We start from the raw sequence: 17,334 nt of genomic DNA, 5'->3' as shown, positions 1-17,334 counted from the left end.
ATACAAATGAAAAGCTCTATAATTTATCACTCAGCCGTTGTCACAAGTTGGGAACGGCTTTCAGTTTTTATTTAGATAAATTTATCTATTTTAGTAGTATGTCAAGAACTAATTGACCGATAAATTTCCTGTAGAGACGGCGATTTCTCGCGTCTTTCTAACAGTTAAATCCAAAATCTTTAGAGATGCGTTAACTCAGCAAGATAAAGTACAATTTCGCATCTCTACAGGTCAAATTCCTCATCTAAAATCCAAAATGGTATTAATTAGAGGCAAGCAATAAATGTCCAGCTTGCCATATATGTTCCCACAAATATACTGGGATAATCAGCATTACTATCGGAAACAAACCAATCAGGAGTCGCTTTCTGCTCTCGAACCCTCTTTTCCAAACCAATTTGTAGAGATATATTCTCGTGAACAATTTTTGCATTAGCAATTTCTAGCATTTTCTCTATTGATTTTTGTAGCCACTCTGCTCGAACAAACAAAGTGTGAGATGGATGATCGCCGTAGCAAAAAGGTACTATCAGAACAAGATATCCTTTGTCATTTAGTATTTTATTCAGGCAAAATTGAATAATTTCTTGATCGTCTTTTTTTTCTTGGGTATCTTTGTTAATGCTGTGAAATAACAAACCCGCTAGCACGACTGCATCAAATTTTTGATTATCTTCAACAAGTTCAGACAGGAAAAGCGATAAATCTTTGGTAATAAAATTTCTATTCGGGTAAGTTTTTATACATTTTTCAATAGCTAATTCACTGTGATCGACTCCTAGATAGTCACATCGAGCCGGAAGATATTTGCTTAAAGCCCCATTACCGCATCCTAAATCTAATAAAGAGAATGATTTTTCAGGAAAAGCGTTACTTAAAAAACCACCTGTCGGTGTGTATCGAGTGACATTCTCCGGGGATTCAAAGTAAGAATAATAGTCATCTTGGAAACGTTCTTCTTCAGATGTTGCACGCTCAGGTACTAAATTTGTCATTCTAAAACCCTCATTTTATCAAGCTTGTTTGATTACAAAATTGCTCTTTCAGGATCTTGTGAACTACTGAAAGTGCTTTCACGAAACAGTATAAAATAAGACCTGTATTTTACTGTATAAGAAACAGGTTTCTATTCTCAGCATATTTGCTATGGTTAATTTAAAAAATATCTTTTTAGATAGATAAAAATTTCATCCTTAGAGAATATTTGAAATATTGCAAAGTATACTATGGATCAATACGATTCAGTGAAGTTTTTGGTATTGATTTCGGCAAATAGAGGCGCGAAATTCTACTTCGTATCGGTCAATGCGCTAACGCTTCTCTACAAACGATTTAGGGCTTAGAGCTGATTCGTAAAGAAAATCTGAAGGATACTCAACTCGTTACTAGGTCTGAGTTTCAGCGAATAAGTATTTTTTTGACTCAAATTCCTGAAATCCTTGCAAGACAAGTACTTTACTTGAGTTTACAAATTAGCTCTTAACGGAACGATATTGCAATATCAGAATAACTTCACACAGTCCACTAAAACACAGGAAATTTTTTCAAAATTTTTCCATCACCTATTAGCTATTTAAAATATTTCAAAAAAAGCATCATCTAATTCATAGCCTAGAATTTGCGCCATAGACTTTAGGCGCGAGAGGCTGGGTATGTTTTGTTGTTTGAGCCAATCACCTAAAATAAAGATTTTGTGCATCAAAAATATCTCTAAGGCTTCAGGATTATACTGAATACCTTCTTGAGAACTGAACTGGTGTGGTACAAGCATGGCGGCATAACGGGCAAATTCCCCAGCTTTCCAATCTAGTAAAAATGGCAACCAGGGATATTTGGCATCTAGACGCACAAACCACAGACGCACCTCTGGAATTTCTGAGAGTTCCCGTGGGTCGCCAAGCTGGAGGTCGTAATTTACATCAAAGCGTAGCTGCTGTTCGTGGGATGCAACCCCATCTTGCAGCATTTTTTCAATCACCCCTGATGCAGGGGACAGATCCAGATTGTTAATAAAGTCATTATTGAGTGCGATCGCAATTGTCATTGATTTAGCAGCCACCTTCTTGATGCTCAACTGTAGGATCGAGAATATACAGTAGCAGCTTTCAGGGATTGACGCTACATTGACTTTGGATCGCACAAAGTCTTTTTCATAAATCAATTAGTATTTACTGATACTTTTTGCTAATAATTTCGTCAACTCATATAAGGTTTAAACACAAGTCTGACCTTGCTCAAATTTATTTGATACTTTTGCTTAATTTTCGTTGATTATCACAAATATACATCCATTAATAGCCTTGATATGAGCCACTAGCGATGGCTGCGGTAAATGCTCGCCTACGCGACTCACTTCACCGATGTTTACTAAAATCAAATATTACTTTTGTCATTGAGATAATTACTTAATATATAACTAAAGAATTACTACACTATTAATATGGTATGCCATTAGAATTAGTCTACTTGGGTAAGCCCTGCCCCAAGGTGGACATTTACAGTAATTTTAAGTTAAAGTTGTAATGAGTTTGTTTTAGATGAAGGTCTGACAAAGTAGCCGTCAACAAGCAAAAAAAATCATAATCGCCACCTGTCACTTTCACAGCATCAAAAGCCAAAACATAAGTACAGGTGAGACAGCGGTGCGCAATATCATTGCATATATAGGAATCCGCTTTGATTTGGAGAAATTATTTGCGTAGGGAGGGAACACGGAATAGGGAATAGGGAATAGGAAGAAGGAATAAATGTGTACTGAGTTTTTTTCACGCAATCAAATACGAGTCCTATATTAAATAACCAATAAACATTTAGATGGGAAAATTCTCCCAACAGTTAACAAGCTGTAATATGCAAAAACAAACAATTACTACAAGACCAATTCGTTCCTTAGAAGATGCACTTGAGCGCTGTCAAATCCTGGGTATGCGCGTTAGTCGTCAACGTCGCTTTATTCTGGAATTACTTTGGCAAGCAAATGAACATCTTGCTGCAAGAGAGATTTACGATCGCTTGAACCAACAAGGCAAAGAGATCGGTCATACTTCTGTTTATCAAAATCTAGAAGCACTATCGAGTCAAGGCATTATTGAGTGTATTGAACGCTGTGATGGGCGTTTGTACGGCAATATCAGTGACTCTCACAGTCATATAAACTGTGTAGATACAAATCAAATTCTTGATGTTCATGTGGAACTACCAGAAGATTTGATCCGCAAAATTGAAGAAGAAACAGGAGTGCGGATTACTGACTACAGTATTAACTTTTTTGGCTACCGTAATCCGCAGGAGGGGTAGGGGTAGGGGTTGGGGAGCAAGGGAGCAAGGGAGCAGGGGAGCAGGGAAGCAGGGGAGACAAGGGAGACAAGGGAGACAAGGAAGGCAAGGGAGACAGGGGGGAATTATTGAACAAGTCTCCCCCCTCTTCATTGTCTACCTTGTCTCTTATCCATGCCCAATACTTCGGCTCCGCTCAGTACAAGTGCCCCATGCCTAATGCCCCATACCCAATGCCCAATCAAATTAATTACCAAAAACTGTCTCATCATCGACATCATCATCTAAATCTACTGACAAAATTGCGCCTTCACAGCTTTCAATTAGTCCAACCGCAGGAGTTTTACTCCAATTAAGGTTTGTGTTTGGCGTGATTTTTACGGTGTTTAAGAAGGGTTGCTGCGATCCCAAATGTTTTAGTTTTTGGAACATTTCTTTAGAGAACAAAGCACCATTTTCAGCGGCCAATTTTTTATCAGTCGCAGCAAGGATGGTGTCACATAAGCAGGCGTTGGTGAGATCGGCAGAATTAAGATTTGTCCCCATCAGGTTTGCCTGTTGCAGGTTTGCGCCTGTGAGATTTGCCTGTTGTAGGTTTGCGCCTGCGAGGTTGGCATATTGTAAGTTCGCGCCTGCAAGGTTTGCCTGTTGCAAATTGGCTCCAGCCAAATTCGCACCTGTTAACTCCGCATTAGATAAATTTGTTTGCTCAAGATTTACCCCAGTTAACATCACTTGCGATAAGGAGGCTGCCGATAAATTGAGTCCAGACAGAGACTTAATTCGGGTTGCAAAAGCGCTTTTATGCAAAACCATTGTCCTAGCAATTAGCACACTTAGCACCTCTGGATTGAATTCTGTCAAATTGACTGGATTTCCACAAGGCCAAAATGGAACTTTTGTTTCTCGGTAGCAAGCACAAAGCAATAAAAATACATTCAGTCCCACCGCAGCATTCACCTGTTCAACATTCACAGGGTTTTGCAGTGCATGAAAATTAGTCAAAGCGTTGTGGGCTATCCCCTCATCTAACCAACGTCCTTGACAGTAAGCACGCCAGAAAGATAAAAGACGTTGAAACAAAACTTCAAACGAAAATTTGTGTTTTTGCTGGCGACGCAATCCGGCGATCGCTAGTTCTTCAATTTCTTGGCTAAGTATCCCGTAACCTAGTAAATTATAAATATTCTGGGCTACGCTACTGGGATCGAGTACAAAAGTGGGCGTGCCATAAGCCTCATCTTGGTACTGAGTCAGAAGTTTAAGTTGGGCAGCAACAGCATCTGCACAAAGAGATTCTCCTAACTTGAGATGCGAAAACTCAATTAAACTACTTTTTGCTGCGCTTTCGCCTGAGCTTTCTACATCCCAAATTTTAAAATAAAACCCTGGTAAAGTATTAAATTCACCAGCTAGATTAATTTGATGACGTTGCGAGTGTAAAATTTTGAGAGCGATCGCTTGCATCTGCTCGAGTAAATCTTGGGGATGACGATTAGCGAGTAAATTAGCGATCGCTTCTGGAGTCCGATGAATATGAGCCGTACCCGAACGCAGTAACATCGTCTTGATCCCACCAATTAGCGGATAACCCAACAACCATCGACTCAGACGATGATGAATTTCCCATAATAGAAAAGACTTTTGGGTATTAGCTGCTAACTGCAATAGTTCATCATCTAGCAATCCCTCGCGGTGCAAGAGGCCCAACAAATGCAGCATTAAGGGTTGACGGATAAGGGGAGATAATTCGCTTAACTTTGATTGGTTAGCAAATAACCCTGCCTGTTTTAATAATGTAAAGAAATTTTGAGCAATCGGTAATGATTGCACTTTTGCCCACTGTTGAAACCATTGCTTAAATTCGTCTACATCCAATGGCTGAATAATAATTCGCTTCAACAATAGCGGTAGTTCCGAGACGATTTCTGGTAAAGTCGTTGAGCGACTTGTCAACACAATTTTGTGGCGGTGCTGAGATTGAAGGTTCAGTAATTGTTGAATAAAAATTGCTTGTGCCCTGATACCCTGAGCAGAATGGGGCAATTCATCCAAACCATCCAGCAGCAACAGACAAGGGAGATTTTCTTGCTCTAACCAAGTTGAAAGATTAACAGCAAAGGCAGAATTTAGAGTTTCGATTAAAGTTTTACCATATTTTACATCTCGCAACCTAATTACTATAGGTATCCAAGTAGGGTACAATTCCTGTGCTACCTGTGCTGCCCAAAGTTGGCAAAAACTAGTTTTTCCATAACCCGGTTCTGACTCAATAACAGCGATCGTTTCTAAATCAGTTAACTGTTGCTGTGCCCATGTTTTTAAATCAACTGGTTTAACAGCTTTTTTATCCTGCTCAGAAATATTTTCCTCTATTGGTAAGCCTTTTTGTGGCACATAGATATCCTTAAGCGCAAAGGATTCCATTAGCAAAGGGATACTGAGGTTTTTAATCAAACTTGCACGGTAATGTTCTCGGTGCAAATCAATTTTTTCACTGACTGTAGAACCAACTTCTGGGGTAATGAAACTGGGAGATAATGAAATCCCCAAACGGAAAAATTTTTGCAGTTGGGCTAAAGGTGCAGCATTCTCGGTGACAACTACTAATATGTCACCAGGAAGTGAGTTGATTAAACGCTGTGTTAGAAGTTTAGCTTCCGGTTCCTCTGCACCATTGGCAACTAACCAAGCGATAGCAGCGTTATTTATTTGTTGCACCAGCAATGAATCTGCAACCGAAGACAGTGCTTGTTCAGCTTGAGTATCAGTTAATTTACCTGGGCTAAGAGTTTTTAGCAATCCTTGTAGTTGCGGATCTTGGAGGATGAATTTACCCACATCCTCTTTAAGTATGTGTGCTTGTATGGGTATAATTGCCCGGTCTAACCACGGTTTTTGTAAGCTTGCTTCCTGCTCTAGAATTGCTTGTAAAGCTTGAAGATAGGCAATTTGAAACGCTAACCACGTCCCTTCGTTACGTTTTAACGGTTTTTTTTGGCTGAGGCTACGCAACAGTTTTTCTGTCAGCTGGGAAATGACACTGATTTCTTCCCAAACAATACTTAAGGGCAGTTCTAAAACCTCTACCAAGGTACATATATCAAAAGGCATCAGGCTTTTGAGTTCCATATCCTGAACAATCTGGTAGGCAATACCTGCCAATTGCCCCTCAGAAAACCCTCTGATTTGATTGATTGCGATATGGCGTTCTGCCAACCAGTGCCGAATACTCAGGTTCATTTAATCACACAGTGAAAGCTGTTTATGGCAATTACGATCGATTTATCAGTTTGCGAAAACAGGTGACAATGGGGAAGACAAAGTTTTGTATCAAAGTTGTTTTCTGATTGGTAAAAAACAGTGCCGATCTAATTGAGTGGACTATGAGCGATCGCCCTTTAAAATTATTGTTAATCGACCAAGACCCAATTTTTCGTCTGGGATTACGGATAGCCTTAGAAGCAATTCCTAACTTAGAAGCGATCGCAGTTGTAGAAACTGATACCATTGCCTTGCAGATTCTAGCAGAAATTGCCGAAAAAGACCCTAACCAGGTAAATCTGGTAGTTTTAGAATTTGGCAATGGTCGCTCTACCACCAGTCAACAGCTAGGTTTACAATTCTGTCGGCAACTCAAAGCCTTATATCCCAACCTACCAATCCTGCTCCTCAGTTCTATTCAAGAACAAGGACTGCTATTAGCTGCGAAATCTGTTGGTGTAAATGGCTACTCCCCAAAAGGTACACCACTTCCTGAGTTAGTCGCCGCCATCCAAAAAGTTGCTGATGGTGGTTCTTACTGGTTCCAGGATACAGAAGCAGTAATAATTCCTAACTCCTATAGAGACGCGATTAATCGCGTCTCTACTGCCCACTCTTCACTGCCCTTTTTTAAACTGCGAAATAATTTACGTTTGTCAGGAATCGCTAACATTAATGCTACCCTAGCCGCAGTAACAGCACAATTACAAACTCCTGGACTACCAGTACTAGATCGAGCCATTCTAGCTGGACAGCGGCGAGAACTGCTAGCGGCTCGTTGGTTGCTAAATCGGTTGTTGGTTTCATCACAAGAAAGGCAAGAAAAACAGATTCCGCTTGCTGATGAGCCACCTTTGACTCCTTTATTAAGTGCTGCCATTCAGCAAAGGCAAACTGTATCACCCTTACTGAGTCCGGGAACCCTACAATCTGCCTTGTTTACATCTTGTACTACTAAACTTCAATTTTCTTTACGAAATGTCACAGATGTACCTTTAGAAATTGATATCTTTCGTGAAGATAAAAAACGGGAATTACTTTATCTAATCCTACAAAAATTAGCTGAACAGTTAGATGAACTGCGTACTTCTCAAATAGAGATAAATCAATTATATGAACTAAAAAATACTTTATTGTGTGATTTATGGCAAGCAGCAATTACAGATTTTTTTGGAAAATTTTCTCGGATTAAAATAGTTAATAAAAATATAGAAATTGTTAATTTATTGCTGAAAAATACAGAGGTTGTACAGAGAGAGATTCTCAATCAAATTCCGCTAGTTTGTGAACTTTATTCTTATCTTTTATTTCAAACAGAATTGAACATTGATAATACCTCCTATCCAGTAGTGAGCGCCGAAGCTAAATCTCAAGCATTAATGATTTTAGAGAACCTATTGATTCAGGTAGCGAATGGAGTAGTGCAACCACTGTTAAATTATTTAGCAGATGTAGAAGAGATTAAGCAAAATTTTTATGGACGCCAATTGATTTCTACAAGAGAAATTGAACGATTTAGAAATGATTTGTCGTGGAAATATAGATTAAAAAATTATATAAACGAGCCAAAAGCAGTTTTTGAAAGTCGCTATGAGCTATTTGTAATTGCGCCTCGTGGCATTGCCAATACTTCAGTTTATGCCCCTCGAAATCAGGAGTTAGTAAAACTTTCTAATATTCCCTTAGTAGTGACATTGCTCCTAGAATTTAGTGATGCGATCGCACCGCGTTTAAAATCGCTATTAGCTATTTTCGGTAGCGGTATAGTTTTTATCCTTACCCAAATAGTTGGTCGGGGTTTAGGTTTAATCGGTCGTGGTATTCTTCAAGGTATTGGTAGCGTTTCGTCAGTAGAAAAGAACTTTAGACGAAATAGCGATCGACCCAAATGAAGAAGCAGGGGGGCAAAGGGCGCAGCGAGCAGGGGGATGTGGTTCGACTACGCTCACCAACCGGGAGATGAAGGGGAATAACAATAGATAAATACTCAATGCCCAATGACAAATGACAAATACTTCGACTTCGCTCAGTACAAGTGACAAATGACAAATCACTTTATCGGACTAGCAATTTCGTATGTTTACGCTATCAGTCTGCTCGTGATTGGCGAGGGACTACGTAGGCTATTAGGTGTAAAGCCGGATTTGACCCGCAAAGTAATCCATATTGGTGCAGGGATGTGGACTTTCGGAGTCCTGCTACTGTTTAAGAATTGGGAAATCGGAATTATACCTTTTGCTACCTTTATCGGACTGAACTACTTATTTTACCGCTACCGAATCATCGGCGCAATGGATACCCAGGATAGCTCACCCGGTACGGTTTATTTCGCTATCTCAGTGACACTGCTGTTCGGGTTACTGTGGCGACCAGATGGGCCAGTAGATAGCGTTGCGATCGCTGTCGCTGGGATAATGGCGATGACCTGGGGTGACGCACTAGCAGCATTAATCGGTAAACGTTTTGGGCAGCATAAATACCAAGTTGGAAGTTCTGTGCGTTCCTGGGAAGGTTCAGCAGCAATGTTTATAACGAGTACAGTAGTGATTTTCTTGGTGCTGTTATTGCTACCTGGTTCTTTGCTAAGTCCCCTAGCAAAGCCTTTAAGTTTCGGATGGCCATTGTTGACGGCAGTGGTAACTGCTACTTTTGCAACCCTCGCAGAGGCAGTCTCGCCCCACGGCACAGATAACCTCAGCGTACCTCTAACAGCAGCGGGAGTAGTTTGGATTTTTATGCAGTGTTTTTAAGGCACTTCCAATTACCTCGTTCTCAGTCTAAAACTAGAATTTCAGCCACTTATAATATAGATTCTCAATAAAAATAGCTATTTCACTGCGATATCTGCGGCAGGCTGTGACGCTCGACGCCTCACTAAGGCTGCGCTATCGGTATCGCACTATTAATTCGGCGATTTATACCCCTTATTTTGAGCACCTAACTTTGGAGTACTGCTACTTCATACTACAATACTACTATTTTGAAGTTGGCAGTGTTCAGAAACACAATATGTTTGTGATTGAGAACACATATTTTCTGATCGAGACAACTATATGATCTTGGCCACATGGACATACAGCAAGAATACATCTTGTAACCTGACTTCCATCTTATTCCTATTAACTCCAGCGATACACAGTTATGCTTCATTTTCTGATTGAGCAGAAATTGTCAAAGCATACTTGAAAGGATTTCCCACAATTGAAAAAGGCAGAAGCCTGTAAGTATCAATTAAAACTTTAGTAGTAGGTGATTGTCCATTACTAAAACAAAATTGTGTCGAGATATGTAACACCAGACATAAAGCATTCTTGCTTCAATCTCATGCTTTTAAGCGTGGGATTAAAGCAAAAATGCCTTCATACCTCGTACCTTCTAGCTTCTAAATGCATTTTTCATCAAAAAACAACTCTAGCAACATAGGTACAATCAATATGAACTTTAAACAATTTGGTGTATTACTGTCTATATCTACAATTCTTGGACTCAACGCGATCGCGACCAAGGTTTTGGCTGACGAGCCTAGTATTACTTTTGGAGATGCAATTGGATCTGGTGGATGTAAGGTTGCCGATCAGCTTGTTGGAGAGGATGGTAGAACCTTATCGCTCATCTTGGATAACTTTAGTGCATTCAATGGTCAGCGTCAAAAGTGTATTTTACGCGTTCAAAGTTTTATTCCAAGTGGTTTCATCGTCCAAAATGTACAAGTACTGTACCAAGGAACTACTGATATTAATAGCAAGAGTAAAGGTACCAGTTTAAACAGAACTTATAGCTTTAGTGGTGGTGCTCTTGGTCAAGCTGTAGCTCCCCCTAAAACTAGCAAGTTTACATCTAGTAAAGCATTTGCGGAGCAAGATGAGATTACTGTTCTAGCTGCTACAGGTTTATGTAGTGGTGGTGGACAAGGATTATTAGGTATTAATCTGACTGCACAATCCTCACCAGGAAGTTCTATTTTCGTTGATACAGCCGATATCAATGCTGGGGATGTGATACTTTTTTTTGACCTAAAGCGTTGCTAGTAGTTGCTTTTAGCGATTCTGCGGATAGATGGTGATACACCGCACCAAATTCCAAATTCGGTAAATTCAATGAGTAGTGAGTCTAAATCCCCCACTCATTGAATCTACCGAATGTATTCTTCTTTAAAATTACAAATTTATGTTGATGGAGAGGAAGTTATGTTGAGATTGAGTGATGCACGTAATTTTTTCATATTAATGTGCTTGTTTTTTTTCTGTTATGATGCCAATTCATCTAGCACTGCTACTCCAGTAAACACCCAGCCGCGATTTTCGGTTAACAGAGGATGTAATATAAGCTTCAATCCCCAAATAAATCAGTTTACGCTTCGCGCTCCTATAACTGTAAAGGCACAATCGTCAAGGGCTAGATGTATCATTAGAATTGATACCTCTAATAGTCAAAAACAATTTAGGCTCGTGCCTTTAGCTGTAAAAGGTGTAGTCAAGAAAGCACCAGCACAAGTAGCTATTACATCATTTTTACTTGGCGATAAACCAACTCCATATCAAATAAGATATGAAAGTACTATAAATTTTGATTTGACCAAGCAAATACTTCCAACTAACTATACAACTACAGGAAAAAGTGTTTTAGGCATTAATTTAGTATTAACAACAACCGGAGGAGAATTAGAGTTGACAGATTTCAAATTTGCACTTCAACAAAAATAATAAGCTCAATTTTGAGGGATGCTCCTCAATTCTGATGACGTTGCGTTTGCGATCGAGGTGCTGTCAAGATTGGCAAAGGCAGCGAGAACTGTAAAGTCAGTATCCTTGTGGAAGTCAGTAATGATATAGGACTCATATCTGATTTTTAAACGAAATTTTAGGGACTTCCAGAAAATAAATTATCCAATTGACTCAGATCGTATTTTTCTTTCTCCCCCTGCCCCCTGCTCCCTGCTCCCCTACCTACCTTTCAAGGGCAGGCTTTTAGGCTTTCGATAAATAGTTGAGAATGTTCTCAATTATTGAACGTAGTTTTAAGTTCTCAGACAATGGTTTTGGTTTTAAAATCCCAAAAATTTGTCTAATCAAAAAAACCTGCCCCAGAAAGCCCCTACCTACACCAAGATCGGATATTTTTTGTGTTGGAAGTCCCTTAGATAAAACCCTTATTATAAAATGGGCTTTTCAGTCTCAAGATGTTTTCAGAAATCAAATTGGAGTCCTATATCAGTACCTTGTTTAAGTTATTATAGTGACAACTGCGTGCGTAAGTGCTAATTCCAATTGCGGCGGAAATGGAAGAAGCCTTCTAAAAACTCTTGCAAAGGAATGTTGGTATTTAACTTTTGCTTACTCCACTCTCTTGCAGTTCGTTCCAGAATTTCTGAGAAACTGGGGTAGGCAGGAGATAAATTTGCTATATGTTTAACTTTTATTTTTTGTGATATTCCTAAGGCAATCAAATTAATTAATTCTCCAGCTTCTGGCCCTAATATCGAAGCTCCCAAAATTTCCCCATTGCGTAGCACAATTAATTTACACATACCAGTGGTTTCATCCCGAAGTTGGGCTGCGGCCACTGTTTTAAAATACTGTCGCAAAACTAAAACTTCATCTCGACGAAATTGGCGTTTTGCCTGTGCCTCTGTCAAACCCACTTGCGCCAGCATTGGCGCAGAAAATATTGCCCAAGGAAGTGAGGAATAATTTACTCGTAATCTAGGGAAAAATAGTGCATTGTTCAGGGCAATTTTTGCTTCATAATTAGCAATATTGGCAAAGTCGTAACCACCAATTACATCTCCACAAGCATAAATGCGGTGGTTAGTGGTTTGCAGTTTATCATTTACTACTAAGCTACGCCGATGCCATTTCACACCTACTGTTGCCAAATTGAGAAATTCAAGATTCGGCTGTTGGCCAGTCGCCACTAAAATTTCATCAGTTTCAATGGCCTTATCTCCTGCTTGAATCCACTTTTTATTTTCAATTACCCTCACCTGAGTTACTGGTTTTTCGGTGAGTACGCGCACACCTTCGACTTCTAGCTGCGCCTGAAGCAATGTGGCTATCTCAGGGTCTAGATATGGAAGAACATAAGGATGCTTGACTACCAGCGTCACACTGCAACCAAACCTTGCTAAAGTTTGAGCAATTTCAATACTTTGGGGAATTCCACCGATAATTACCCAATTTTTAGGCAATGTCGCTCCCTGGAAGGATTGCCAAATATTAGAAAGGGTTAGATAGCCAGTGGCTTGTAATCCTTCAATCTCTGGAATTTCTGGACGCGAACCACTGGCTAGCAAATAAGTACGGGCACGTAGTAGGCGATTGTTAACGGCAAAAGCCAATTGAGGTGAAGATTGAAACTGACCACTGCCAACGATCGCATCGACTCCCTGTGCAGCTAGAATGGCTGGGGAATACTGTTCTTGGAGATTTGAAGCGACGCATTGAGCATACAGCATCGCTTCTTGCCATGCCATAGATATCTGGCATTCTTCTGAGGTATCAGTGTGTGTGGCATGAATACCAAAACCAGCCGCATCCTTCAACTTCTGCGCTAGTTTACCAATTTCGGTCAGAGCATGGTGATGAGTAAACCCGTAGTCTACTTTGGTTTGTACCAGGGCAACTGTAGCACGTAGTTGGGTTGCAGCAAGTGCAGCATAGTATCCAGCAAGACTGCCACCAATAATTACAACATCGTAGTCATTTGTCATTTGTCATTTGTCATTTGTCATTGGGTATTGGGCATTGGGTATGGGTGAAAATGAAAATTACCTCATTTCCCCTATTTCCCTACTCTCCACTCCCCACTCAGCACTGAGTTTAGCGCTGTTAGTAAGCGTTGGTTATCGGACTCTTGACGTACAGCAACCCGGAAAAAGCGATCGCCTAGTTCTTTAAAACTAAGGCAATCGCGGATTAAAATCTGGTGATACTTGAGTAATTGTTGCTGTAACTGGGAAGTAGATTCTTGGGACTCAACCAGTAAAAAGTTAGCAGCACTTGCTTGGGGTTGCAATCCTGGGATTTCAGCTAAACCCTGAAACAGTTGGTTTCGTGCAGGTGGTAGCCATGCCCAGGTTTGCTGCTGAAACTCCGTATCCTGGAGTGCCGCAATTGCCGCTGCTGCCGCTAGCGTGTTTACAGGCCAAGGATCTCGCCATAGCTGCCATTTAGCTAAACAGTCAGGATGTGCGATCGCATATCCCAATCGTAGTCCTGGGAGACTGTAAAATTTGGTCAGCGATCGCAATACTACTAAATTCGGATATTCCTGCACCACCGGAATCAGGCTTTGTTCCTCATTGGGCGGCACAAAATCCATAAATGCTTCATCCACCACAACCAAAGTAAATTGCTCCAGGTAGGGCAAAATAGAGTCCCGTGAAAATAGTTTTCCGGTTGGGTTGTGCGGATTATTCAGCAATAGTCCTTTGTCCTTTGTCCTTTGTCCTTTGTCAATAACCAATGACCAATGACCAGGGAAACCCCCAAGACCGCACTGGCTCACCAATGACAAAGGACACTCCAGCACATTAGCGTTGTACCCTGCCAAGGTTCGGTAGTAATCGCCAAAGGCTGGAGTGATTAAAATTGTCGCGGCTAATTGAGCTAATTCCCTACCGATTAAAGTAAGTAATTCTGCGGAGCCGTTACCCGGCAGAATCCACTCTGACGGCAATTTATGGAAGTGACTGAGAGCTAGTCTCAGTTCACTATAGTTTGGGTCTGGATAGTGCTTAATATTACCAATTTGGGACTTAATAGCAGCGATCGCGCTGTTTGGAGGCCCCAACGGGCTGATGCTAGCAGAAAAATCCAGAATAGCATCAGGGGGACAGCCAGCCAGTGCTGCTGCCCAGGCTAAATTTCCCCCGTGTGCAGGTTGCCGCATTAAAAAAGGGTTCCCGAAGACAGAACCTATGCTTTTGGGGGTGCTACCTTTTCTCTAAACAGTTTTCCTGCGGAGAAGGCAGGAACTCTCGTCGCTGGAATTTCCATTTTTTCATTTGTTTTCGGGTTGCGACCTTCACGGGCTTTACGTTCCCGTGATTCAAATGAGCCAAATCCCACCAACGTTACCTTATCACCAGAGGAAACCGCTTCAATAATCGTTTCCAAAGCAGCAGTTAAAACTGCATCCGCTTGTTTTTTGGTAACACTAGCCTTTTCAGCTACGGCATCAACTAATTCACCTTTGTTCATGTCAAACTCCTGAAGGTTTACTTGAGATTTCAGTACGGATGCAGATTAATACATCCGTACTGAAATCTTTGTTCGTGGAAATACAAAAATCATCCTTTGGGAGTATTTTTTCTCAAAACGGCTGTACATCCCATCGGCTCGACTTTTCAATGAATCATTCTAAGGTGTAGTAGCCTGATGTGGATAGATGAAACCATTAATTTATATAGATTTCAGGATTTTTTGTAATTTTAGGGTACTTGTTTCACTAAAAATCAACCCAAAAGTAGGAAAAAATACCTAGTAAATCCCGCAATTGCCAAGAAAACAGGGAAGAGATGGTCAATGTTTGTTGGCATTCATTACCGATGTTGAAGAGTTATTGCTGAGATTAAGCAATTTTTATGGAAATTGAAGGCTCAGATTCCCGATTTCTTTAAAAAATCGCAGATTTTGCTCACTTTTTATCTGATATGGAAAATCCAATACGAAATTTAACCCCATAGCAAGCTTCTTTTGTAGCGAAGAGGAAAAATTAAAGCTTTTCCCCTAGAAGGCTATCCATTAGTCACATGTTTCTTAACATTTGTGGGGCGATGCCTACGGTGGTAAACTACGCTGCAACAACTTCTTCTGGTGCATCCGTTACGCCTTTAACTGTCTCCATATACTTTGAGATTATTTATTTTTTGCAAGCCCATCATAAAAAAATGCCGGAGTGAGTCAATCCTTAGCAGAAATTTTTTGTTGTACCCAAGCTCGAAAAGCACGAGTAGTAGCAATTTCTCCATTCTTCTTCGCTTCTTGGATAAATTGAGGAATCTCCTTCACTGACACAGGCGTAAAAGTAGGGCTGGTTTTGACTTCTGAGTATTACCCACTTGCAAGTAGTGTGTAAACTCGCAACACACTGCCGTTATAACGCCAAAATTCTGGGACTCCCATTGCAGCATAAAACCTCAGCTTGTCTATTGCAGACCTGGAATATTCCACTTCCAGCACCAGGTCAGGGGGTGGATCGGTGGCGAGGTCAATATTTTCTTTATCTCGAACTAGGGCTTCATTTTGAATGTAGTAGCTACTATCTGGCTCGGCTCCCCGCTGCAAATCATCTCGCGTTAAAGTTAGCGAACCAGCGCGTCTAATTTCCCAGCCCGACTCTTCGCAGAATACACCAACAAAACCTTCAATTACACGGTTTGAGTTCTCGTGCGGCATTTGTGGGGTCATAATTTCTATCGTTCCATTATCATAAGCAAATCGGGAATTACGATCTGAACCCATTTCAGCCAGCATAGTTTTAAATGTCTGCCACCTAATGTTTTGGAGTAAAACCCTATTTTCTGCAGATGTTGTTATTGCCACCATAGTTCAGTTCTTTGCAACAAATCTTTTTCCAGTGGGAGCATCTCACTTTTGCAAAAATATCAGGTACTAAGCTGACCATTGAGATAGGCAGTTCGCAGTTGTAGCATTCGAGGTACGTTTTCCAATTTCCACTGTGCGCCAGAAATTTTTAAACGTTTACCGATCTGTTTCACAGCCGATTCCACAGCCCCAGAACCAATAGAACATAAACCTTCAGTAGAAAAATACTCATAGTTAACGATTCGTTGTGAATGCTTTTTAAGATAGGTGATGAAATTTTGTGCAGGCTTTTTTTTCAAATCGACAAATAGTGCGATCGCTAAATCGAGATACCTTGTCAAAGAAATTTCTCTGCGGCTTTAAGACGTTTGACCGCTCCACCAACCTTGTACAGATTCTCTTTGAGGTGGTACCAGTCTAAAATTTCCTGTCTAATAGCAATAGTGCCAATCTCTTTAAACAGATTCCACACTCCATCATGACCATCCCCTAAGCAAATAAGAGGAAAAACAAGACGTTGACTATTGACCCAATCTATCAAGGATAAGTTGTCTTGGAAGAATGTACCATAATAAATACCTTGTAAACGGACTGCTTTATAATCCCGCCTATAACTTTCCACACCCTTAATTTGAGAACGCAGTCGGACTTTTCCTCCATCTATGCTTACCTCTGATACACCTTGCAAAGCCTCCGGCTGATCAAACTCCTGCCGATGAACCAGTCGTTGTAAAGTGCTATGAGAGACTTTTATCCCTGTTAATGCTTCAATATCTTTTTCAGAATCTTGGAATGATTCATTCCCACTCAATAGCAAGCAGTTTTTTTCAAATAGTGGACTCAATTGGCTATAAGGCTTTAACCCTAATATTTTTGCTTGTTTATCTGTCAGTGTTATCTTTCCCACAACGCTCTTGACTATTCTTGCTCTACCTTTTTGTGTACCTGTGACTTGTTTAATAAAAAAAAGCAATTTTTGGACTTACTTGCTCTAGAACTCTGGTTCTTACTGCTTTTTCTAAACTCTCAAAGCTTGTTAGCTCTTCAGTCCTAGTATTCCGATAAAGAATCTCTGCTGCTTCCAGCAAACAGGCTTCCAGACGTTGGGAGTCTTCAGGGGTCATAGTAGTTGTACTTGCTAATCGTGTCAAAGAGTGTAATTATCTTCCTTCACTTACGCTTATATTTGCAAAAGTGAGATGCTCCCTTTTCCACTACTGTATCCCTTAATATTACTGTTAAGGCT

At 40.4% G+C, this 17,334-nt stretch carries 11 protein-coding genes and 2 pseudogenes; 5 read left to right on the top strand and 8 right to left on the bottom strand.

What is annotated here, in order from left to right; translation table 11 throughout:
• Positions 1 to 266: 266 nt before the first annotated feature.
• Together NSTC731_RS05270 and NSTC731_RS05265 are read right to left on the bottom strand one after the other, a co-directional pair.
• Positions 267 to 995: a class I SAM-dependent methyltransferase gene (locus tag NSTC731_RS05270; protein ID WP_445629915.1), complete on the bottom strand. Its 729-nt coding sequence runs from the start codon at positions 993 to 995 to the stop codon at positions 267 to 269.
• Positions 996 to 1,573: 578 nt separating this feature from the next.
• A complete protein-coding gene (locus NSTC731_RS05265) occupies positions 1,574 to 2,044 on the bottom strand; it encodes a CRR6 family NdhI maturation factor (RefSeq protein WP_445632023.1) in 471 nt (156 codons plus the stop codon).
• Between the two features lie 806 nt (positions 2,045 to 2,850).
• On the opposite strand from NSTC731_RS05265, the gene NSTC731_RS05260 reads away from it, so the two are divergent.
• On the top strand, positions 2,851 to 3,297 hold the full coding sequence (locus NSTC731_RS05260) for a Fur family transcriptional regulator (RefSeq protein ID WP_322660180.1): 447 nt from the start codon (positions 2,851 to 2,853) through the stop codon (positions 3,295 to 3,297).
• A gap of 225 nt (positions 3,298 to 3,522) precedes the next feature.
• Here the strand turns inward: NSTC731_RS05260 and NSTC731_RS05255 are convergent, their stop codons facing one another.
• A complete protein-coding gene (locus tag NSTC731_RS05255; RefSeq protein WP_445629914.1) occupies positions 3,523 to 6,519 on the bottom strand; it encodes a pentapeptide repeat-containing protein in 2,997 nt (998 codons plus the stop codon).
• A 143-nt stretch (positions 6,520 to 6,662) separates the two neighbouring features.
• Here NSTC731_RS05255 and NSTC731_RS05250 point away from each other — a divergent pair, with 143 nt between their 5' ends.
• From NSTC731_RS05250 to NSTC731_RS05235, 4 genes are all read left to right on the top strand, one after another.
• Positions 6,663 to 8,432 (top strand): DUF3685 domain-containing protein, encoded by a 1,770-nt coding sequence (locus NSTC731_RS05250; RefSeq protein WP_445632022.1) that lies wholly within the window; start codon positions 6,663 to 6,665, stop codon positions 8,430 to 8,432.
• 150 nt (positions 8,433 to 8,582) lie between these two features.
• Positions 8,583 to 9,290, top strand: coding sequence for a diacylglycerol/polyprenol kinase family protein (locus tag NSTC731_RS05245; protein ID WP_445629913.1), 708 nt, complete (start codon positions 8,583 to 8,585; stop codon positions 9,288 to 9,290).
• Positions 9,291 to 9,974: 684 nt separating this feature from the next.
• Positions 9,975 to 10,568, top strand: a complete 594-nt coding sequence (locus tag NSTC731_RS05240) for a DUF4360 domain-containing protein (RefSeq protein WP_445629912.1) — start codon at positions 9,975 to 9,977, stop codon at positions 10,566 to 10,568.
• Positions 10,569 to 10,679: 111 nt separating this feature from the next.
• Entirely contained in the window at positions 10,680 to 11,243 is a 564-nt protein-coding gene (locus NSTC731_RS05235; protein ID WP_445629911.1) for a hypothetical protein, read from the top strand.
• Between the two features lie 554 nt (positions 11,244 to 11,797).
• Here the strand turns inward: NSTC731_RS05235 and NSTC731_RS05230 are convergent.
• The 5 genes and pseudogenes from NSTC731_RS05230 to NSTC731_RS05210 form a co-directional block, all read right to left on the bottom strand.
• On the bottom strand, positions 11,798 to 13,249 hold the full coding sequence (locus NSTC731_RS05230) for a dihydrolipoyl dehydrogenase family protein (RefSeq protein WP_445629910.1): 1,452 nt from the start codon (positions 13,247 to 13,249) through the stop codon (positions 11,798 to 11,800).
• Positions 13,250 to 13,320: 71 nt separating this feature from the next.
• Positions 13,321 to 14,430, bottom strand: a complete 1,110-nt coding sequence (gene cobD / locus NSTC731_RS05225; RefSeq protein WP_445629909.1) for a threonine-phosphate decarboxylase CobD — start codon at positions 14,428 to 14,430, stop codon at positions 13,321 to 13,323.
• 26 nt (positions 14,431 to 14,456) lie between these two features.
• Positions 14,457 to 14,741 carry an HU family DNA-binding protein gene (locus NSTC731_RS05220; protein WP_010998076.1) on the bottom strand — a complete coding sequence of 95 codons (285 nt, stop codon included), beginning with the start codon at positions 14,739 to 14,741 and terminating at the stop codon, positions 14,457 to 14,459.
• Positions 14,742 to 15,443: 702 nt separating this feature from the next.
• Positions 15,444 to 16,088 (bottom strand): annotated as a pseudogene (locus tag NSTC731_RS05215) (Uma2 family endonuclease).
• Between the two features lie 59 nt (positions 16,089 to 16,147).
• A pseudogene (locus tag NSTC731_RS05210) lies at positions 16,148 to 17,212 on the bottom strand (ISKra4 family transposase).
• Positions 17,213 to 17,334: the final 122 nt, after the last annotated feature.

The organism is Nostoc sp. DSM 114167, from assembly GCF_052692655.1.
Note: the sequence above shows the minus strand (reverse complement) of the source record. Positions and strands in the feature narration are given on the sequence as shown.